The sequence below is a fragment of the Sorangium sp. So ce406 genome (assembly GCF_051474675.1).
Classification (GTDB): Bacteria; Myxococcota_A; Polyangia; order Polyangiales; family Polyangiaceae; genus Sorangium; species Sorangium cellulosum_G.
Map to the genome: position 1 here is coordinate 7,742,170 of NZ_CP150340.1, position 19,649 is coordinate 7,761,818.

14 protein-coding genes are annotated in these 19,649 nt (G+C 70.8%); 9 read left to right on the top strand and 5 right to left on the bottom strand.

Translation table 11 applies throughout. From position 1 onward, the window contains the following. The first annotated feature begins 15 nt into the window (after positions 1–15). Entirely contained in the window at positions 16–5,628 is a 5,613-nt protein-coding gene (locus tag WME96_RS28690; RefSeq protein ID WP_437284776.1) for a DNA repair ATPase, read from the top strand. A gap of 232 nt (positions 5,629–5,860) precedes the next feature. After that, positions 5,861–7,069 (top strand): FIST signal transduction protein, encoded by a 1,209-nt coding sequence (locus WME96_RS28695; protein WP_437284777.1) that lies wholly within the window; start codon positions 5,861–5,863, stop codon positions 7,067–7,069. A gap of 168 nt (positions 7,070–7,237) precedes the next feature. Here WME96_RS28695 and WME96_RS28700 read toward each other — a convergent pair whose 3' ends face one another. Then, entirely contained in the window at positions 7,238–7,966 is a 729-nt protein-coding gene (locus WME96_RS28700; protein WP_437284778.1) for a hypothetical protein, read from the bottom strand. A gap of 726 nt (positions 7,967–8,692) precedes the next feature. On the opposite strand from WME96_RS28700, the gene WME96_RS28705 reads away from it, so the two are divergent. Next, entirely contained in the window at positions 8,693–10,159 is a 1,467-nt protein-coding gene (locus WME96_RS28705) for a cellulose binding domain-containing protein (protein ID WP_437284779.1), read from the top strand. 33 nt (positions 10,160–10,192) lie between these two features. On the opposite strand, the gene WME96_RS28710 is transcribed toward WME96_RS28705, so the two are convergent. After that, a complete protein-coding gene (locus WME96_RS28710) occupies positions 10,193–11,155 on the bottom strand; it encodes an L-lactate dehydrogenase (RefSeq protein WP_437284780.1) in 963 nt (320 codons plus the stop codon). Between the two features lie 137 nt (positions 11,156–11,292). Next, positions 11,293–12,522, bottom strand: coding sequence for a mechanosensitive ion channel family protein (locus WME96_RS28715; RefSeq protein WP_437284781.1), 1,230 nt, complete (start codon positions 12,520–12,522; stop codon positions 11,293–11,295). 433 nt (positions 12,523–12,955) lie between these two features. On the opposite strand from WME96_RS28715, the gene WME96_RS28720 reads away from it, so the two are divergent. From WME96_RS28720 to WME96_RS28730, 3 genes are all read left to right on the top strand, one after another. Next, complete coding sequence (locus tag WME96_RS28720) at positions 12,956–14,512, top strand: hypothetical protein (RefSeq protein ID WP_437284782.1); 1,557 nt, start codon at positions 12,956–12,958, stop codon at positions 14,510–14,512. A gap of 96 nt (positions 14,513–14,608) precedes the next feature. Continuing rightward, a complete protein-coding gene (locus WME96_RS28725; RefSeq protein ID WP_437284783.1) occupies positions 14,609–15,055 on the top strand; it encodes a CoA-binding protein in 447 nt (148 codons plus the stop codon). Positions 15,056–15,217: 162 nt separating this feature from the next. Next, positions 15,218–15,643 carry a GxxExxY protein gene (locus tag WME96_RS28730; RefSeq protein ID WP_437284784.1) on the top strand — a complete coding sequence of 142 codons (426 nt, stop codon included), beginning with the start codon at positions 15,218–15,220 and terminating at the stop codon, positions 15,641–15,643. A 122-nt stretch (positions 15,644–15,765) separates the two neighbouring features. Here WME96_RS28730 and WME96_RS28735 read toward each other — a convergent pair whose 3' ends face one another. Then, positions 15,766–16,188, bottom strand: a complete 423-nt coding sequence (locus WME96_RS28735; RefSeq protein ID WP_437284785.1) for a cupin domain-containing protein — start codon at positions 16,186–16,188, stop codon at positions 15,766–15,768. A gap of 213 nt (positions 16,189–16,401) precedes the next feature. Here WME96_RS28735 and WME96_RS28740 point away from each other — a divergent pair, with 213 nt between their 5' ends. Then, on the top strand, positions 16,402–17,439 hold the full coding sequence (locus WME96_RS28740) for a PA0069 family radical SAM protein (protein WP_437284786.1): 1,038 nt from the start codon (positions 16,402–16,404) through the stop codon (positions 17,437–17,439). Between the two features lie 104 nt (positions 17,440–17,543). After that, complete coding sequence (locus WME96_RS28745; RefSeq protein WP_437284787.1) at positions 17,544–19,184, top strand: glycoside hydrolase family 43 protein; 1,641 nt, start codon at positions 17,544–17,546, stop codon at positions 19,182–19,184. On the opposite strand, the gene WME96_RS28750 is transcribed toward WME96_RS28745, so the two are convergent. Further along, positions 19,145–19,336, bottom strand: coding sequence for a pyrimidine/purine nucleoside phosphorylase (locus WME96_RS28750; protein ID WP_437284788.1), 192 nt, complete (start codon positions 19,334–19,336; stop codon positions 19,145–19,147). The two genes, WME96_RS28745 and WME96_RS28750, sit on opposite strands and share 40 nt — an antisense overlap. Here WME96_RS28750 and WME96_RS28755 point away from each other — a divergent pair. Next, positions 19,318–19,440 carry a hypothetical protein gene (locus WME96_RS28755; protein WP_437292443.1) on the top strand — a complete coding sequence of 41 codons (123 nt, stop codon included), beginning with the start codon at positions 19,318–19,320 and terminating at the stop codon, positions 19,438–19,440. The two genes, WME96_RS28750 and WME96_RS28755, sit on opposite strands and share 19 nt — an antisense overlap. The last annotated feature ends 209 nt before the right edge of the window (positions 19,441–19,649 follow it).

Consider the following 19,649-nt stretch of genomic DNA (forward strand, 5'->3'; position numbering starts at 1 on the left):
TCGAACGGAGCAGGCATGGTGTCGACAGGGGCCTTGGACGGGGCGGCCCGCGCGGCGGAGGCCGCCCCGCCGAAGCCGGCGGATACGCTGGATGGGGGCAATTACGAGGTCATCCGGCGGCGGCTCGTCGAGCGCGCCGAGGAGCTCGGCCGCCGCGCCGAGGCGCTCAACGCGCGGCGAAAGCAGGTGTTCGGCGGCGCCGACCTCGCGCTCCTCGAGAACGCGCGCGTCAGGACCGAGAACAACTGCGTCCCCCGCGACATCGTGAGCATCCGGGGCAAGCTGCTCGTCGGCTACCTCGTGTTCATGGGGCTGAAGGAGGTGAACGTCGGCGACGTCTTCAGCCTCCACCGCTTCGCGAAGGAGGACGGCGCCTTCGACCTCACGCCCGTCGCGCTCGACGAGGGCGACGCGTTCCTCAGCGATCCTGGATTCGCCAAGGAATTCAAGGACCTGCACCGCTACGTGAAGGAGCCCCGGCTGCTCCAGCTCCGGCGCAGCGACACGCGGCTGCTCGCCATCTTCCAGGTCGGCGCGACCGAGCGCGACGTGAAGGTGTTCCGCTGGAGCATCGACGCGACAGGGCGCATCCGGTACCTCGATTCGCGCGGCGAGGAGGACAACGTCCGGCCGCGCGCCCACGACTTCGCCTGGACGCAGTCCACGCGCGACGACCACGTGCAGGGCAAGCACCCGCACGTCTCGATCCTCGGCGAGATCTTCGTCGAGACGGTCGGCGGCGATCTCACGGTCAAGGTCGAGAACAACACGACCACGGGGCTCGGCATCTACCGCGAGCCCGTCGACGACGCGGGCCAGGCGCTCGACGACGCCGACATCCAGTACGCCCGGCTCGGGCCGCTCATCCTGCTCAAGATCAAGCCGTTCCGCGAGCCGTCGTACCGCTACCTCGTCTACAACGGCCGCACCCGCAAGGTCGTGCGCATCGACGCGATCGGCCTCGCCTGCCTGAGCCTCCCCGAGGACCAGGGCATCGTCTTCCCGAACGGCTACTACCTCGTCACCGGCGAGACGAAGCGCTTCGAGGGGAGCACCGAGAGCCTCGTCTTCGAGCGCGTCATCCGCTCGCCCAACGGGGAAGACGTGCTCTACGTGTTCCACCAGGTCGTGGACGGGCGCTACGTGCTCTTCCCCTACAACCTGATCCGCAAGGAGATCGCGACCCCGATCCAGTGCCACGGGTACAGCCTCTTCGACGACGGCAAGATGGTGATCTTCCGGGCGTCGAGCGACGAGGCGACGCGCGTCCACCCGATGCAGATCTGGCAGACGCCGTTCATGACCGCGGAGTTCGCGGCGTCGGCGCCGACCGACGGCTCGTACCTCGCCAAGGTGGGCAACGCCGACCTCGTGCGCGGGATCTCCGACGCGCTCAGCCTGCGGCGCGCGGCGATGGACGGGTCGCCGACCCGCCAGACGTTCGAGGATCTCATCCGGACCGCCGGGCGGATGACCGACGCCTTCTACTGGCTCGGCCACGCCGAGGCGGGCGACCTCCTGTCGACGGTGACCGAGCTCCGGGCCGTCTCCGAGAGCATCGTCGACGAGTTCGAGAAGGTCGAGGCCATCAAGGCGCGCGCCGCGAGCGCGCTCGCCGAGACCGAGGCCGCGCAGAAGCAGCTCCTCGGCGGGGTGCGGCCCGAGGACGCGGCGAGCGTCGACGCCTTCCTGACGGCGCTCACCGCCCTCCGGCGGCAGCGCGGCCACCTCATCACGCTGCGCGAGCTCAAGTACATGGACCTCGGCCGCGTCGACGCGCTCGAGGCCGAGGTCGTCGCGCGGGCCGACGAGGTGAGCCAGGCGTGCGTGACGTTCCTCCTCGGCGAGCAGGCGTTCAAGCCGCTGGCCGACCGGCTCGCGGGGCTCATCGCGAAGATCGAGGCGGTCGCGAAGTCGCCCGGGCTCGCGCCGTTCGCCGCGGATCTCGACGCGGTGAACGAGGGCCTCTCGGTGCTCGCCGACATCGTGGCGAGCCTCAAGGTCGACGACCCCACGGCGCGGACGCGGATCCTCGAGGGGATCAGCGAGGTGTACGCGCAGCTCAACCGGGCGCGCGCGACGCTCGCGGCCCGCGGCAAGGACCTCCGGGGCGCCGAGGGGCGCGCCGAGTTCGGCGCGCAGTTCAAGGTGTTCGGCCAGAGCGTCTCGAGCGCGCTCGCGGTCTGCGACTCGCCCGAGCGCTGCGACAGGGAGCTGTCGAAGCTGCTCGTCCAGCTCGAGGAGCTCGAGGGCAAGTTCGGCGAGTTCGACGAGTTCCTCGGCGAGCTCGCGGCGAAGCGCGAGGAGGTCAACGACGCGATCGCCGCGCGGCGGCAGGCGCTGCTCGACGAGCGGCAGCGGCGCGTCTCGAACCTCGTGGCCGCGGCGGACCGCATCGTCCAGGGGGTCGGGCGGCGGGCGCGCTCGTTCGCGAGCGCGGACGAGCTGAACACGTACTTCGCGTCCGACGCGATGGTCGCGAAGGTCCGCGACCTCGCCGCCGAGCTCCACGCGCTCGGCGACAGCGTGAAGGGCGACGAGGTCGAGGCGCGGCTCAAGTCGGCGCGGCAGGACGCGCTGCGGGCGCTGCGCGACCGCGAGGACCTGTTCGAGGGCGGCGGCGACGTCATCAAGCTCGGCCGCCACCGGTTCAACGTGAGCACGCAGCCGCTGGAGCTCACGCTCGTCCCGCGCGGCGAGGGGCTGGCGCTGCACCTCACCGGGACCGACTTCTTCGAGCCGATCGAGGACCCGGCGCTCGAGAGCGCGCGCGACCTCTGGGGCCAGGAGCTCGCGAGCGAGACCGCGGACGTGTACCGGGGCGAGTTCCTGGCGGGCTCGATGCTCGCGGACGCCGAGGCGGGGCGGCACGGCCTGACGGTCGACAGGCTGCGCGAGGCGGCGATCGGCCCGGGCGGGCTGCTCGCCGCGGTGCGCGCGTACGCGGAGGGGCGGCACGACGAGGGCTACGAGCGCGGCGTCCACGACGCGGACGCGGCGCTCATCCTGGAGAAGCTGCTCGCGCTGCGGGCCACGGCGGGGCTGCTCCGCTTCGGCAGCGCGCCGCGGGCGCTCGGCTGCCTGCACTGGGCGGGGCTCGACGCGCGCGCCCGCGATCTCGCGCACCGGCGGGCGCGGAGCCTGGGCCGGCTCGCGGCGCAGCTCGGCGAGAGCGAGGCGCGGGCGGCGCTCGCGGCCGAGCTGGCGGAGGGCGTGCGCGCAACGGCGGCGGCGCACCGGCTCGAGCCGGCCGCGGCGGAGGTGCGCGTCGCGGCGCGCTACCTCGTCGAGGAGCTCGCGGCCGAGCGCGTGCGGTTCGTGACGAGCGACGCGGCGCTGTCGCTGCGCGACGCGCTGCTGGCCCACCTCGATGTCGCTGGGGGCCGCGCGGCGTTCGAGGACGACCTCCGGCAGCTCGAGAAGCACCCGGCCGAGCGGCTCCAGCTCGCGCTCGCCTGGCTGAGGGGGTTCGTCGCCAGAGACGCGGCGCACGGCCCCCTGAGCCACCTCGCCCTCGAGGCGGCGGTGGTGATCGTGACGGAGCGGCACCTGGAGCGGGAGCCCAGCGGGGCCGTGACCGAGGCGCGCGTGGAGGGCCTGCTCGGCCAGCACCCGCGGATCAGGGAGCGCGCGCTCGCGCTTCGGCTCGACGAATTCCTGAGCAGGATCGAGGACTTCCTGCACGACAGGGCGCCGCGCTACCGCGCCTACCGCAAGGTGCGCAGCGAGATCGCGGAGCGGGAGCGGAAGCGGCTGCGCCTGGAGGAGTTCGCGCCGCGGGTGCTCACGTCGTTCGTGCGCAACCGGCTGATCGACGAGGTGTACCTGCCGCTCGTCGGCGCGAACCTGGCGAAGCAGCTCGGCGCGGCGGGCGACGTGAAGCGCACCGACCTGATGGGCATGCTGCTGCTCATCTCGCCGCCCGGCTACGGCAAGACGACGCTGATGGAGTACGTCGCGAGCAAGCTCGGGCTCGTGTTCATGAAGGTGAACGGGCCGTCGCTCGGCCACCAGGTCACGTCGCTCGACCCCGCCGAGGCCCCGAACGCGACGGCGCGCCAGGAGGTCGAGAAGATCAACCTGGCGTTCGAGATGGGCAACAACGTGATGCTCTACCTCGACGACATCCAGCACACGAACACGGAGCTCTTGCAGAAGTTCATCTCGCTCTGCGACGGGCAGCGCCGGATCGAGGGCGTGTGGCGGGGCCGGACGAGGACGTACGACCTGCGCGGCAAGAAGTTCTGCGTGGTGATGGCGGGCAACCCGTACACGGAGTCGGGCGCGCGGTTCCAGATCCCCGACATGCTGTCGAACCGGGCCGACACGTACAACCTCGGCGACATCCTCGACGGCAAGGAGGCGCTGTTCGCGCTGAGCTACCTGGAGAACGCGCTCACGTCGAACCCGACGCTCGCGCCGCTCTCGGGGCGGGCGCCGGGCGACACGCACCGGCTCATCCGGATGGCGCAGGGCGAGGCCGTGGCGACGACGGAGCTCGAGCACGCCTACTCGGCGGCGGAGGTGTCGGAGATCGTCGCGGTGTTCGAGCGGCTCTTCCAGGTGCAGAGGGTGCTGCTCTCGGTGAACCTGGAGTACATCCGGAGCGCGTCGCAGGACGACGCCTTCCGGACCGAGCCGCCGTTCAAGCTGCAGGGCAGCTACCGGAACATGAACAAGCTCGCCGAGAAGGTCGTGGCGGCGCACACGCCGGCGGAGGTCGACCGGCTCATCGACGATCACTACGTGAGCGAGTCGCAGACGCTGACGACCGGCGCCGAGCAGAACCTGCTGAAGCTCGCCGAGCTGCGCGGCCGGATGACGCCCGAGCAGAAGGCGCGGTGGGAGGCGATCAAGAGCGGGTTCGTGCGCATCAAGCGCATGGGCGGCAAGGAGGACGATCCGGTCGTGCGCGTGACCGGCACGCTGTCGATGCTGGGCGAGCAGCTCGAGGGCATCCGCGGGGCGATCGGGAAGGCGGCCGCGGTGGCGCAGGCGGGCGACGCGCGGGCGCGCGAGATGAAGCAGTGGCTCGCGCCGGAGATCGAGCGGCTGTCGACGGCGCTGAAGGGGGTGGCGCAGCCGCGGGTCGACGTGAAGGTCGAGACCGATCGATCGGTGTCGGAGTTCGTGGGGCACCACCTGTCGCTGGTGGAGCGGATCGTGGCGCCGCTCGCGAAGGCGACGACGCAGAGCGCGTTCGGCATCCGGGCGATCGAGGCGCAGGTCTCGGAGCTCGGGCAGGCGCTGCGGTCGCTCGACGAGAAGGTCCGCGCGGGGGCGCGCCCGGCGAGCCAGCCGCCTCCGCCGCGCTACGAGGCGCGGCTCGGGGCGGGGTCGCCGGCGAACTTCTACCGGACCGCGCCCGCGGCCGACGTGGTGGATCACGGCGGCATCTTCGTGCCGACCTCCCGGCAGCCGCCGGCGCGGGGGACGACGGTGGCGATCAGGATCCCGTTCGCGGAGGGCGGCGAGCTCGAGGCGGTGGCGGTGGTCGAGTGGACGCGCGAGGCGCAGGAGGAGGGCCCGCCCGGGTTCGGCGCGCGCTTCGTGCGGCTCTCGGGCGAGCAGCGGGAGCTCGTGGAGGGGTTCGTGCGGCAGCGGGAGCCGATGCTGCTGCGCGCGTGAGGGCGCGGTCGCCGCTGCGGAGGTGCGCGCCGTGATCACAGCGCACGAGCTCGGCCGCCGGCCCGCCGCGCGTTCCCCACACACAGCGAGCGGACGCACGGGACAGGAGCCTCCATCAGCAGTGGAGGCGCGTCCCTTGTGCGTGTTATCACCGTGCCGCGACGCGTATCGTCAGCGATGGCCAGGACTCGAAGCCCGCGCACCGGCGCCGGGCACGCAGGAGCTTCGGCACATGAAGATGATGACCCTCGGACCCTTTGATGGGAACGCGTGGCTGCTGGGCCGCAAGGTGGAGCGCACGGTCGCGGAGTGGAAGGAGCCGGCGAAGCTCGCGATCGTGGCACTGCCGAGCGGGACGAAGCACGAGGAGTACCTCGCCGCGGTCGAGGACGCGACGGGCGTTCCTGTGGTCGGGGCCACGACCGGCGGGGGGTCGTTCACGGAGCGCGGCTTCGGCAGGAGCGGCATCTCGTGCGCGTTCCTCGGCGGCACGAGCGTCGAGGTGGCGTGCGCGGCGGCGCGCGAGCTGCGGGCGGATCACGGCAAGAGCGTCCGGGCGGCGCTGAGCGACATGGACGAGGCGATCTCGAGCAACGGCCCGCGCAGCGGCGCGCCGAGCTCGATCCTGGTGCTGGCGGACGCGTTCGCGTGCGACGGCGACGAGCTCGTGGCGGCGCTCCGCCAGGGTGTGCCGCCGCACACGCGCGTCTTCGGCGGGACGGCGGGCGACGGGTGGACCTTCGAGGGGGCGCGGGTGTTCCTGGGCCGGAAGGCGCTGACGGACGCGGCGATCCTGGTGCGGCTGACGCACCGGCACCGGGTGAACATCGACGTGGTGCACGGGTTCCGGGCCGCGGAGGGTGGGCGGGATTTCACGATCACCGACATCGAGCGGAACGTGCTCAGGACGCTGGACGGGCAGCCGGCGGCGCGGGTGTACGAGGAGGAGCTGTCGCGGCTCGGTCTCAGGACGAGCGGCGAGGGGCTGCTCCAGACGATGGCGAAGCACGCGCTGGGGGCGAAGACGCCGTTCGGGGAGGCGCTGAAGATCAGGTCGCCGATCGCGATCCGCGGGGATGGCGCGGTGGTGCTGACGGGCGGGCTGGCGCGGGGGCAGGTCGTGCGGGTGGTGAACGCGGCGCCCGACGCGCTGGTGCAGGCGGCGAAGGGGCTGTCGACCAAGGTGCTGGGGCCGCTGCCGGCGGTGTCCGGGTCGCTGGTGTTCGACTGCGCGTCGCGGCTGCGGCTGCTCGGCGAGCGGTACCGCGACGAGGTGAGGGCGTTCCTGTCGCCGAACGCGGCGTCGCATCCGATGTTCGGGATGGCGTGTTACGGGCAGATCGCGAAGTTCGGGGGGAGCGTGGAGGGGTTCCACAACACGAGCGCTGTCATGGTGGCGTGGGGGGACTCCGACCAGGGGACGGGGCCGGCGAGCGGGTAACATCGTCCGTCTCCGCCTCTCGTCTTCCCTCTCTCGTCTCCCGTGCCCCGGCACCAGCTCGAGAGAGACCCCCGACCGCTTTTCAGGCGGGGTGACGAGCTGCCTCTCCTCGGGTGAATTGTTGCGATCTTCCCACGAGACGATCGGGGGTCGTCAGGTCCAGAGCGGCTATCGATGCACACCGATCCACTTCGACAGCGAGTGCGGCGGCAGCAGGAAGGAAGGCTCGAGCTCGACGCCGAACGTGAGCTGCCACGCGCGATCGTCGCCGAGACCAGCGCGCGCGGTCGAGAAGAGGCGTAGACCGGACGCGAGCGCCGAGGGCGCGGGGGCGGCGGGAGGGTCGCACGCGCCGCGCTCCGAGATCCGGCCCTCCACGTGACGCACGCCGCCCGTGAGCGTCAGCGCCAGGTGCGGCGTGCGCCCGAGCCTGTCGTCGCCAAGACCACCGCCCAGACGGAGAGCATAGGTCCCCCACCGCGCGTGCCGCACCTGGCCCACGCTGAGGAGCAACCCGCCCTCGCCACGCGCACCGTCGAGATCGGTGAGCACGCCGAACCCGGGGCCCCAGCGGAGCTCCATCGGTCCTCCGTACATCGCCTCGGAGCCGAACGACGCGAGGCCCGTGGTCATCTCGCTCCCCACGCCAAGCACGCCCAGACCGCCCCCGGACGCGCCGGCCAGCGTCGCGCCGCCGCCGCCCGATAGCCACCAGGACCACTCGGCCACCGCCGGCGTGGAGTCGATGACCGCGAGCCGAATGCACGCGCCGCGCGACGCGCCCTCCTCCTGGGCCCCGGCGGCACGCGCACCACCGGTGACGAGCAGCGCGAGGAGCGCGGCGCACCGACGCGCTCGGCGCCGAACGCCATCCACACAGCGGTCGTTCCTGGCCATCCGGGGCGATCGTAGAGCGCCGATCAGCTCGAAGCACCCAGAAATGAAGAGATTTGAACCACAGAGGCACAGAGGGCACAGAGGAACAACAAAAAGAAAACTCTGTGCCCTCTGTGCCCTCTGTGCCCTCTGTGCCCTCTGTGCCCTCTGTGCCCTCTGTGCCCTCTGTGCCCTCTGTGCCTCTGTGGTTCGTTTTCTCGGGGTTTCGACCTGTTCGGTGTCCTGGCCGTTCGGAAGCGGTGAGACCAACCAACCCATCGCCGCCACGACAACCACAGAAGCTCGCACGGTGAGACAACAGATCAGGGGAGCGACGACAAGAGCGCTCGTGCGGCCGCGCTCTCCGACACAAACCCGCGCGCGAGCACGGGAAGGCGACTGAAAGCGAGAACACAGCGCCGGTTCGCGCACCTGAAAATTTACACAACAGAGCACCACACACAACGATGCTGCCATCGGAGTCCGCGTCTCACACCGTGCGAACCGCTTGCACGCGTCGTGAAAACTTCAGACAAGGCTGCAGGCAATTCGGACATGAGAGACACTCATCTGCTCACGAAGAACTCAGCATCTGTTATGATGTCTTCATCGCGGCCTTGAGCCAGCTTATCTCTTGGGGAGCTCGCGGCTGCCCCCGGGTGTGCTCGCGTCGCGCATCGCGCGTGGGTCGTTCAGCGCCTGGCGCAGCGTCGTGCTCTCGGCATCACAAGGACGAAGGAGATCCTCATGAACCTTGCACCCAGGCAGAAGCCCTCGTCGAGGCGACGTCCGCAGTCCCGGAGCGAGAGCGACGAGCAGCGTCGAGCAAGGGACGAGCGAGCCGCGGGCGCGTCGAGCCCGCGTCCGGTCGAGGCAGGACGCGCAGGCACACACGCCCTGGCGCGCGTCGCCCTGGCCGGGCTGCTCGCGGCGCTGGGCGCGTGCGTCGCCGGAGAGGCCGGCGACGCGGAGCTGGGCGACGAGTCGCCGATGGCCGCCGAGAGCGGCCTCTCGGCCGAGCTGAAATACCAGCCGCTCTGGGGAGGCCGCTACTGCGCCGCCGTCACCGTGACGAACGGCAGCGCGAACGCCACCACGTCCTGGAGCGTCGTCACCGACGTGAAGAACGCGACGGTGACAAGGTCCTCGGGCGCCGTGTTCTCGACCAGCGGCACCCTCCTCACGGCGACGCCGACCGCGAGCAACGCGCGCATCGCGCCCGGCGCCTCGGTCACGTTCAACTTCTGCGCGACGGGCACCACGCGTCCGACGGTCTCGTCCGTGACCGGTGACGCGACGCCGTCGTCTGGATCGACGGGCACGACCGGCAGCGGCGGCGCCGGTGGCGCCGGCGGCAGCGGCACCGGCGGCGCCGGCGGCACCGGCGGCAGCGGCGGCGCCGGCGGCACCGGCGGCAGCGGCGGCTCGGACGGCGCGAGCGCGCCGAGCGCCCTGCCGGCGGCACGGGAGGCGTGTCCGACGATCGCCACCGGGACGATGACGTTCCGCGGTCGCGAGGTGCAGGTGTGGGCCGGCGCGCGGTCCGCCACGCCGGCGCCGGTGGTCGTCTACTGGCACGCCACGGGCTCCAGGCCGCGAGAGGCGGTGACCGGCCTCGGACAGGCCGCCATCGACGAGATCACGAGCCGCGGAGGTGTCGTGTTCGCGCCCAACGCGTACGACGGTCACGGCGGCGAGGACGGCACGCGGACCACGGGCAACAACGTGTGGTACGTGGGGGACCTCAACACGGCCGATGAGGCGCTCGCGTGCGCCATCCAGCAGCGCAACATCGACACGCGCCGCATTCACTCGCTCGGGTTCAGCGCGGGCGGGCTCCAGGCGGCGTACATGGCGTACGCGCGATCCGGCTACGTCGCGAGCGTCGTGACGTACTCGGGCGGCACGACAGGCTTCGGCACCCCGGCGCTCCAGGACGCCACCAACCCGCCCGCCGTCATGGGGGTCCACGGCGCCGAGGGCTCCGATGTCGTCGGGATCGACTTCGCGCGCGCCAGCGCGGCGTTCGAGAACGACATCAAGGCGAAAGGCGGCTTCGCCATCGACTGCGACAGCGGCGGCGGACACCGCATCCCGTCCGGCATCGCCGCGTCGAGCTGGCAGTTCTTGAAGGACCACCCGTACAAGGTCGCGCCGCGGCCCTACGCGTCGGGCATCCCGTCGAGCTTCCCGACCTATTGCACGATCCGGTGAGCGCCGGATCGGCCTCGACCGCGCCGGCCCCCGTCAGAACCCGAGCGACCTGATCGCCTTGCGGATCGTGTCGGCGCTGGCGCGGACGCCGGCCTCCTCCTCGGCGCTCATCGGGATCGGGAGCTGCGACTCGAGGCCAGACCGGTTCACGATGCACGGCACGCTCAGGCACACATCGTCGATGCCGCGGTAGCCGCTGAGCAGGCTGCTGACGGGGAGCACGCGGTTCTCATCCCTCAGCAGCGCCTCCAGGATCTTGGCGGTCGCCAGGCCGATGGCGTAGTTCGTCGCGCCCTTGCCGGAGATCACCTGGGCAGCGGCGTTCTTCACGCCGTGGAAGATCGCCGTCCGGTCGCCCGCGCTGAGCTTGCCATGGCCGGGCACGGACCACTCGTCCAGCGGGATGTTCGCGACGCTCGCGCTGCTCCACAGCGGCACCTCGCTGTCGCCATGCTCGCCGGCGATGTAGGCGTGGACGTTCTGCACGGCCACGTTGAGCTGCCTGGCGATCAGGAAGCGGAACCGGCTGCTGTCGAGCACCGTGCCGCTGCCGATCACGCGGGCAGGCGGGAGGCCCGTCAGCTTCATCGTGACATACGTGATCACGTCGACCGGGTTGGTCACCAGCAGATAGAGCGCGTCCGGCGCCACGGCCAGCAGCCTCGGCAGGAGCTCGCGGCATATCGCGACGTTCGCCGTGGCGAGGTCCATCCGGCTCTGCCCGGGCTTCTGCTTCGCGCCGGCGGTGATGACGACCACGTGCGCCCCGCGGCAGACCTCGACGTCATCGCTGCCCTCGAGCGTCGCCACCGGGACGAACTGCAGGCCGTGGTTCAGGTCGAGCACCTCGGCGTCGACCTTGGACCGGTTCACGTCGAACAGCGCCACCTGCTTCGCCACGCCGCGGAGCAGACACGCATAAGCGATCGTCGCGCCGACGCTGCCAGCGCCCACGACCGCGACCTTGCTGGGAGAGACGGACTGGAGATCAGGCATGCCGCCCGGGGTACCGCAGCGAGGCGACCGGACCAAGCCAAATCAGGCCTTGTCAGGCCGTGTCAGGCCGTGTCAGGCCGCGCCTGAACACGCGGGCTCGACCGGTGGCAACGCATGTCGCACGCCGGGGATGAGGCTCAGCGCGGGGGGAGCGGCGGCGCCGGCGCCTGGGCCGCCGCCGGGGGCGCGGCGGGCGCCGGCGGCGGCGCGGCGGCTGGCACGGCGACGAGCACCGGCGCCATGGCGGCGGCCGGCGACGGCGCGGCAGGCGGCGCGACGACCGCCGGCAGCACCAGCGGGGCCATGGTCGGGGGGGCGCCGGGGTGCAGCTCGACGGCGAGGCCCGGCTGCGCGGAGCCGGGGCTGAGCGCGATGCCCTCCTCGCGGCAGGCGCGGAAGAACGCCTTCATGACCTCGGACTCGATCAGATCGTGGCGCTCGAAGTCGCCGATCCAGAACTTGATGACGTAGCGCTGGAAGAGCGGCGTGACCGCCGCGAGCCAGAGCCTCGGCGCGGGCTCCTCGAGGACGTCCGGCACCTGCGCGCAGGCGCTCCGGGCGGCGCGCTCGACGGCCTCGGGGGCGGCGCCGAGCGCGACGAGCATCTCGATGTTGCGCGCGCACCTGCGGTCCGGCGCGCAGAAGTTCTGCACGCGCGCCTTGGCGATGACCGAGTTCGGCAGGATGACCACGTCGCCGGAGAACGTCCTGAGGCGCGTCGAGCGCCACCCGACGTAGACCACCTGCCCCTCGACGCCGTCGACGAGGATCCAGTCGCCCACGCCGAACGACCGCTCCGAGTGCAGGGCGAGCCCGGCGAAGAGGTTGCCCAGGGTGTCCTGGAGCGCGAGGCCGAGGACCACCGTGATGACGGTCGACGTCGCGAGCAGCGGCACGAGGTCGACCCCGGTGACCGCGCCGACGATCGAGAGGCCGGCGACCAGGTAGAGGATCGCGAGCAAGAGGTGCCGGACCAGCGCCGGGATCTGCACCTTCTGGCGCTCGGCGAGCCAGAAGTCGATGACCAGGGTCTCGGCGACCTCGATGCCCAGGTACGACGCGAGCGCGAGCTCCATGAGGAGCACGCCCTTGTGGAGCGTGGGCAGGTCGCCCCCGCGCAGGGTGATGAACGTGTGCATCGAGAGCAGCGCGACGAGCAGGCGCGCCGGGAGCCGCATGCGGCGGATCAGGAGGTCGTCGAGCGACGTCTGCGTGGCGTCCGCGATGCGCGCGAGCAACGCGAAGAGCAGGCGGTAGGCGAGGAGCCCGAGCGCGAGGACGGCGAGCGACATCCCCAGCGCCACGGGCAGCGAGGCGGGGGAGCGGACGAGGTCGGCCCAGAGCGCGGGCAGCCGTTCGAGGTTCACGCAACGAGTCTGCCACAAGCGGAGACCGGGGAGCTCGCGCCGATGAGCGCCTGCGCGCCATGGCGGGCAGGGCGCCATCGCCCCCTGGAGCTCGCCCTGCGCACCCCGGAGCCTGCCCTGCGCGTCGTGCAACGACGCGACGCCTCGCGGGAGGGAGCGTTCGGGCACGACGCACGCTCGGTGTGCGAGATCGCAATCACCGCCTGTCATGCACAGGAACAGGCGTGTTCAGGCGCAATCGCGACAGCGAGCGACCCGCGTCGCAGGGCAGCTGCGGGTGGTTCGCGTGGTGCGCATCGTCTGGCTCCGTCGCGGATCGCCCCGGAGCACAAGTCAAGACATGGCGGAGCGCATGAATGTGCTTCGTCGAGCCGGGACAGGTACACCTGCTGGGGATTGACATCTCCCAGGTGTTCCAATCTCATCCTCTCGCATGATGCGCGAACATTTCGGACACGACGGAGGATCGGGCGCCAGGCGCAAGCTGGCTTTGATTCTGGGGCTCGTCCTCGTCGCGGCCTGCGGAACGAAGGTGCGAGATTTCGAGTCGTCGTCGAGCTCCGGTGGGGTGGACGGCGCCGCGGGCCACGGTGGCGGCCCTGCGGGCAGCGGCACAGGTAGCGGTCCTGCGGGCAGCGGAGGTGGCGGCGCGACTGGCGGGAACGGGGCAGGCGACGCCGGTGCCGGAGGCGAAGCCACCTCACCCTCCTGGGACACGTTCGAGCGCGTCGGTCATGACGACCTCGCCAATGAGGTCTCGAATTTCTTCCCGCAAGTCGCGGTATCGGCCAGCGGCGACGCGCTGCTCGTGTTCTATGATCAGAGCACCGTCTGGGCACGCCGCTATGTCAAGGAGAGCGACAGCTGGGACCCGCTGCTGCAGCTCAACGACGCGACCTCGGGCGGCGTGAACGCCACGGTTGCCGTCGACGCAGAGGGCAACGGGATGGTCGTCTGGTACTCGCACCTGGTGGGCGGCGCCGTGTTCGCCAGGCGGTTCACCGCATCGCTCGGATGGCCCGCCGGGTGGAGCCCGGTCGAGACGGTCGCCGAGGGCACGGCGGGGCTCGTGCAACAATCGATGACGGTCGCGATGACCCCCGCTGGCCATGCCGTCGTGGGGATCGACGTGCGCACGAACGACAACTCGTCGCATGAGGGATACATGGCCATCTACGAGAACGGGCAGGGCTGGCGAACACCGGTGAAGGTGTCGGGGAGCACCACCAGCGCCAGCGGCACGGCTGTCGGCGTCTCGACCGTGGGCACGACGCTGCGCGCGGTGGCAGCGTGGCACCAGTCGGATGGCGAGCGTCTCAACGTGCTGGGCAACGTGGTCACCTACGATCTGACGACCCACAACGGCATCATGGGAGACTCGAAGCCGCTGGAGACGGACGACACGCTCGACCACTTGAGCCCACGCGTCGTGATGGACGGCAACGGGAACGCGATGGTTGTATTCCTCCAGCGCGGCTCGACCGGATCGGAGTCGCACGTCATCGCCAATTCCTATTCAGGGGGCGCGTGGACCGGCGCAACCGGCGTGGACACCGCGGGCGAAAGCGCGAGCGACTACTCCGTCGCGATGAATGAGGAGGGTGAAGGGGTCGTGGTGTTCCGGCAGTGCGGTCCCGCCTGCGCGATCTGGGCGCGGCGCTTCTCGGGGGCGAATTTCCGGCCGGCCGACAAGCTCTCGACCGACGAGAATAGCGTGGGAGGTCCCGAGGTCGCCGTGGATGGGGCGGGGCGCGGGCTCGCCGTGTGGGCGCAGAAATCGGCCGCCCTCCCGTCGATCTTCGCCAGCGAGCTGTCGCCCGCGCTGGGATGGACGGAGGCCCACGCGCTGGAGGACGACAACGCTGCCGAGCACGCGGAGCCGGCGGTGGCCTTTGGCCCGAACGGGACCGGGATCGCCGCGTGGGTGCGCGAGACGACGACGAACAGCCTCATGCGCCGCTCGATCTTCGCCGACGTGTACAAGTACTGAGGACGGAGCAGGGCGCCGGCCCGACGGTTCAGGGCCCCCCCCCCGCCCCCGGCCGTGCGGGGTGCCGCGCCGGCTCGGCGGGCGTACACTCGCCGCATGAACGACATTCGCGACATCAGCCACGACGAGGCCCGGGTGGCGGAGCTGGTCCGCTCGGCGCGGCGCGTCGCCGTGCTCGGCATCAAGACCGAGGCGCAGGCGGATCAGCCCGCCTTCTACGTCCCGAGCTACCTGAAGAGCGCGGGCGTGGAGGTGATCCCGGTCCCTGTCTACTACCCCGACGTGAAGACCATCCTCGGCCAGCAGGTCTACCGCCGCGTGGCGGACGTCCCGGGCCCCATCGACATCGTCGATGTCTTCCGACGCAGCCAGGACGTCACCGGGCACCTCGACGACCTGCTCGCCGCCCGGCCGCGCGCCGTGTGGCTGCAGAGCGGCATCCAGAACGACCCGGTGGCCGAGCGGCTGGTCGAGGCCGGCATCCTGGTCGTGCAGAGCCGCTGCCTGATGGTCGACCACCGCCGGTACGCGGGGCGGGGCTGAGGGCGGCGCGGACGCTTCGGTGAGCGCTGGCGCGTCTCGACCTTGGGACGCTGGAACGGAGGCGTCGGGCTCATCCTGTCGATCACGGCCGCGTGTCGCGGGCTGGGCTTCACTGTCGCCAAGCGACACAACTGAGCTTCTGCCGCCATCGATAAGAGAGAGATGAACCACAGAGGCACAGAGGGCACAGAGGAAGATGAGAATGAGCTGGATGCCGAGCTGACAGGGCTTACTCGTCAGGTGATCGGGGCCGCGATCGAGGAACATCGCGTGCTCGGCCCCGGGTTCCTCGAGTCGGTTTACGAGGAAGCGCTCGGCGTGGAGCTGTCACTCCGACGAATTCCGTTCAGACGGCAGGTTGTGGTTGGAGTGAACTACAAGGGACGATTCGTTGGAGAGGGGCGAGTGGACGTGCTCGTGGACGCTCGCCTGATCGTCGAGCTCAAGGCGGTAGAGCACCTCGCTCCCATCCATGTGGCGCAGCTTCTCTCCTACCTGAAGGCAATGAAGCTCCGGCATGGCCTGCTCGTCACGTTCAATGTCCCTGCGCTGCGCCTCGGCATCAAGCGCGTCGTCAACGACGCATGATTCTTCTCTCTCTCCCTCTGTGCCCTCTGTGCCTCTGTGGTTCAATCTCTTCCCGTATGACCCGTATGACGCAACCAGGCGCCTCCACCTGAACGCCCGACGGCAACCTCGCCGCGGCCCCGCTACAGCGGCCGGTGCTGCGTCCCCTTGCCGTACGTGATCGCCAGGAGATCCCCCGGCTCCCGGACGATGAATCGGTGCCACGCGCCCTGCGGGACCTTGCACGCCGTGCCCGCGCGCAGCGCGACGACCCGCTCGCTGCCCTGCTCTTGCAGCACGATGTCGCTCGCACCCGACAGGAGGTACAGGATCTCGTCCCCGGCCGGGTGCATCTCCCATTGCTGCATGTCCTCGGCGAGGTGAAACGTCGTCACCAGCCAGCCGCCCGCGTCCGCGACCCGCCGGACGTCCTCGGCGCTGGAGTCGCCGGACATCAGCTCTTGCCAGAACGTCGGCCTCACCTCGATGGGCAACGCGTCGCCCCCGTCCGCGAGGTGCAGGTAGGTGCTGCGGAGATCGAACCCGGGCTGTGTCGGATTGGCCATCTTGTCCCTCTCAACGCTCGTGGAGGCGCCCATGCGAGCAGGGCCCCCCTGCCCTGTCAATCCGCTCCCCCCTCCCCCGCCGCGCCCTCCGCCTCCGCTCAGCCCGCCACGCCGGCGCTCACCGGGCTCACCTGAACAAATGCTCCCACCCCGCCGAGGAAGCGCTACACTCCGCTCGCGGCGACCGGCCCCTCGCCCGGCGCCGCCCGCACCATGCCGCGCCCCGTGAACAACCCTCCGAACCCGTGGTCGTCGACGCAGGTCGAGTACCTCGAAGAGGCGCCCCCGGCGACGCTGCAGGTCTTCGAGGAGCAGGCCCGCTCCATCATCACCTCGAACGACAGCCCCGACCTGCCCTTCCGGTTCAGCGTCAACCCGTACCGGGGCTGCATCCACGCCTGCGCCTACTGCTATGCGCGCCCCTCGCACCAGTACCTCGGGTGGGGCGCCGGGACGGACTTCGACCGCAAGATCGTCGTCAAGGCGAACGCGCCCGAGCTGCTCGAGAAGGAGCTCTCCCACAAGGGCTGGCAGGGCGACACGATCGTGTTCTCCGGCAACGTCGATTGCTACCAGCCCCTCGAGGCGAGCTACGAGCTCACCCGCCGCTGCCTCGAGGTCTGCCTCGCCTTCCGGAACCCCGTCGGGCTCATCACGAAGGGCGCGCTCGTGCGGCGCGACGTGGCCCTGCTCGGCGAGCTCGCGCGGCGCGCCCGCGCCCGCGTCCACCTCAGCATCCCCTTCGCCGACGACGCGGTCGCCCGCAAGATGGAGCCCTATGCGAGCCGCTCGTCGCTCCGCTTCGAGGCGATGCGCGCCCTCTCGGACGCGGGCGTGCCGACGGGCATCTCCCTGTCGCCCATGATCCCCGGCCTGAACGACAGCGACGTCCCCGAGCTCCTCGAGCGCGCCCGGGACGCCGGCGCGCAGACCGCCTTCATGATGCCGCTGCGCCTGCCGCGCGAGGTGCTCCCCGTCTTCGACGAGCGCCTCGAGGAGGCCTTCCCGGACCGCGCCGGCAAGGTCCGCCGCGGCATCCAGGAGATGCGCGGCGGCAAGATGAACGAGGCCGCCTTCGGGGCGCGCTTCCAGGGCGCAGGCCCGCGCTGGGCGGCGATCCAGCGGCTCTTCGAGGTCCACTGCCAGCGGCTCGGCCTCAACGTGTCGCGCGGAAGCGGCGAGGTGCGCGAGGGAGAGGGCGAGTCGACGTTCCGGCGGCCGAGCCGACAGGGGACGTTGTTCGACCTGTGAGGGCGGAGTTGGCATTCCTCTCTGCCCTTGGCGGCCCTGGCGCCATAGCGGTTTTTCTGCCGATGAGGGGCGACTCCCCGCAGCAGTGCTAAGACTCTCGCCCCATGAGCCAGAACCGGATCATTCATAATCCCATCCTGCCGGGGTTCAACCCCGACCCTTCCATCGTCCGTGTCGGCGAGGACTACTACGTGGCGACGTCCACGTTCGAGTGGTTCCCCGGCGTGCAGATCCACCACTCGCGGGACCTGGTGAACTGGCGGCTCGTGACCCGCCCGCTGACGCGCGCGAGCCAGCTCGACATGCTGGGCGACGCGGACTCGTGCGGCGTCTGGGCGCCGTGCCTGAGCTACCACGGCGGCCGCTTCTACCTCGTGTACACGGACGTGAAGCGCTACGGGCGCTCCCTGCGGGACGGCAGCGCGTCGCTGCGCGACACGCACAATTATGTCGTGACGAGCCCGCGCATCGACGGCCCCTGGTCAGACCCGGTCTATCTGAACAGCAGCGGCTTCGATCCCTCGCTGTTTCACGATGACGATGGTCGAAAGTACCTGGTCAACATGCTGTGGGACCACCGCCCGCTCGCCAACCCCTTCGCCGGCATCGTGCTGCAGGAGTACTCCGAGCGCGAAGGCAAGCTGATCGGCAAGCGCCGCAACGTCTTCCAGGGCACGAGCCTCGGGCTCACCGAGGCGCCCCACCTCTACAAGCGCGACGGCTATTACTACTTGATCACGGCCGAGGGCGGCACGGCCTGGAACCATGCCGTCACGATGGCGCGCTCGAAGCAGATCACCGGCCCCTACGAGCTGCACCCCGAGAAGTACATTCTCTCCTCGCGCCTGCGGCCCGATCTCCAGCTGCAGCGCGCGGGCCACGCCGACCTCGTCGAGACGCCGGGCGGAGACGTCTACATGGTGTACCTGTGCGGGCGGCCGCTGCACAACCGAGGCCGCTGCACCCTGGGCCGCGAGACGGCGATCGCTCGCATGCGCTGGTGCGACGACGGCTGGCTGCGCACCTTCGATGGCAGCGGGCTGCCGGAGGTGGACGTGCTCGCGCCGGAGCTCGCGCCGCACGGGTTCGAGCGCCCCCCGGCGCGCGAGCGCTTCGACGGCAAGGAGCTGCCGCTCGCGTTCCAGTGGCTGCGCTCACCGTACCCGGAGGAGCTCTTCAGCTTGAGCCAGCGCCCCGGCTACCTGCGCCTGTTCGGGCGGGAGACGATCGGTAGCTGGTTCCGGCAAGCGCTCGTGGCGCGGCGCCAGGAGTCGCTCTGCTACAGCGCCTCGACCGTCGTCGAGTTCGAGCCGGAGCACTTCCAGCAGATGGCGGGGCTCGTGGCCTATTACAACAGCTCCAAGTTCCACTACCTGTACATCTCGCACGACGACATGCACGGCAAACACCTGCGCGTGATGTCCCGGCGCCCCGATCAGCTCGTGTTCGACGCCTTCACGCCGCCGGTGCCGATCGCGCCTGGCCAGCCCGTCGAGCTGCGGGTCGAGGTCGACTACGAGCGCCTCTACTTCGGCTATCGCGTCGGGCAAGGGCCGCTCGTGTGGCTCCCCGAGCCGTTCGACGCGAGCATCCTCTCCGACGAGGCGACGATGCCGGGCCTGCCCAACTTCACCGGCGCGTTCGTGGGCATGGCCTGCCAGGATCTCGCTGGCACGCAGCACCCCGCCGACTTCGCCCATTTCGACTACGCCTCGCGCGCATTCGTGCCCGATCCCTGCGCCTGAACGCCGCGTCCCGCGGCGAATGCCTCGAAGCTGCTCTGCCCGTCGAGCCGCACGGCGCAGCTTCCGGCGATCATTTCCATGCGCTCGGCGGCGTCCGTTGAACCGTGGTACTTCACCGGGATACGCTCGCCCCATGGTCTTCTTGGATCCATCCGGGAAGCGCAGCGTGTGGCTGGCCGAAGCGGCGGCGCAGCGCGGCACGCTGGCGCTCGACGTGTACCCGAGCGATCACGAGAAAGCGCAGCGAGCGCGATGAACCTCCGGTGTTACGCGGCCGTCGTCGCGATGGCATGGGTGGCTGCGTGCGACAGCGGCTCTGGCGAGCCGCCTCTGCCAGCGCCGTCGGGCGGAGCAGGCGGTAGGTCGGCGGTCGGCGCCTCGTCCGCGGCAGGAGGCTCGAGCGGGAGCGCAGCACAAACAGGCGCTGCGGGAGCGAGCGGCGGCGCTGCGGCCGTCGCGGGCTCG

Bases quoted from the DNA above. Each gene is read 5' to 3' on its own strand.
- WME96_RS28730 (WP_437284784.1), top strand. From the start codon at position 15,218: ATGAACCACAGAGGCACAGAGGGCACAGAGGAAGATGAGAATGAGCTG.
- WME96_RS28695 (WP_437284777.1), top strand. From the start codon at position 5,861: ATGAAGATGATGACCCTCGGACCCTTTGATGGGAACGCGTGGCTGCTG.
- WME96_RS28740 (WP_437284786.1), top strand. From the start codon at position 16,402: ATGCCGCGCCCCGTGAACAACCCTCCGAACCCGTGGTCGTCGACGCAG.
- WME96_RS28755 (WP_437292443.1), top strand. From the start codon at position 19,318: ATGGTCTTCTTGGATCCATCCGGGAAGCGCAGCGTGTGGCTGGCCGAA.
- WME96_RS28750 (WP_437284788.1), bottom strand. From the start codon at position 19,336: ATGGATCCAAGAAGACCATGGGGCGAGCGTATCCCGGTGAAGTACCAC.
- WME96_RS28705 (WP_437284779.1), top strand. From the start codon at position 8,693: ATGAACCTTGCACCCAGGCAGAAGCCCTCGTCGAGGCGACGTCCGCAG.
- WME96_RS28700 (WP_437284778.1), bottom strand. From the start codon at position 7,966: ATGGCCAGGAACGACCGCTGTGTGGATGGCGTTCGGCGCCGAGCGCGT.
- WME96_RS28725 (WP_437284783.1), top strand. From the start codon at position 14,609: ATGAACGACATTCGCGACATCAGCCACGACGAGGCCCGGGTGGCGGAG.
- WME96_RS28690 (WP_437284776.1), top strand. From the start codon at position 16: ATGGTGTCGACAGGGGCCTTGGACGGGGCGGCCCGCGCGGCGGAGGCC.
- WME96_RS28735 (WP_437284785.1), bottom strand. From the start codon at position 16,188: ATGGCCAATCCGACACAGCCCGGGTTCGATCTCCGCAGCACCTACCTG.
- WME96_RS28710 (WP_437284780.1), bottom strand. From the start codon at position 11,155: ATGCCTGATCTCCAGTCCGTCTCTCCCAGCAAGGTCGCGGTCGTGGGC.
- WME96_RS28720 (WP_437284782.1), top strand. From the start codon at position 12,956: ATGATGCGCGAACATTTCGGACACGACGGAGGATCGGGCGCCAGGCGC.
- WME96_RS28745 (WP_437284787.1), top strand. From the start codon at position 17,544: ATGAGCCAGAACCGGATCATTCATAATCCCATCCTGCCGGGGTTCAAC.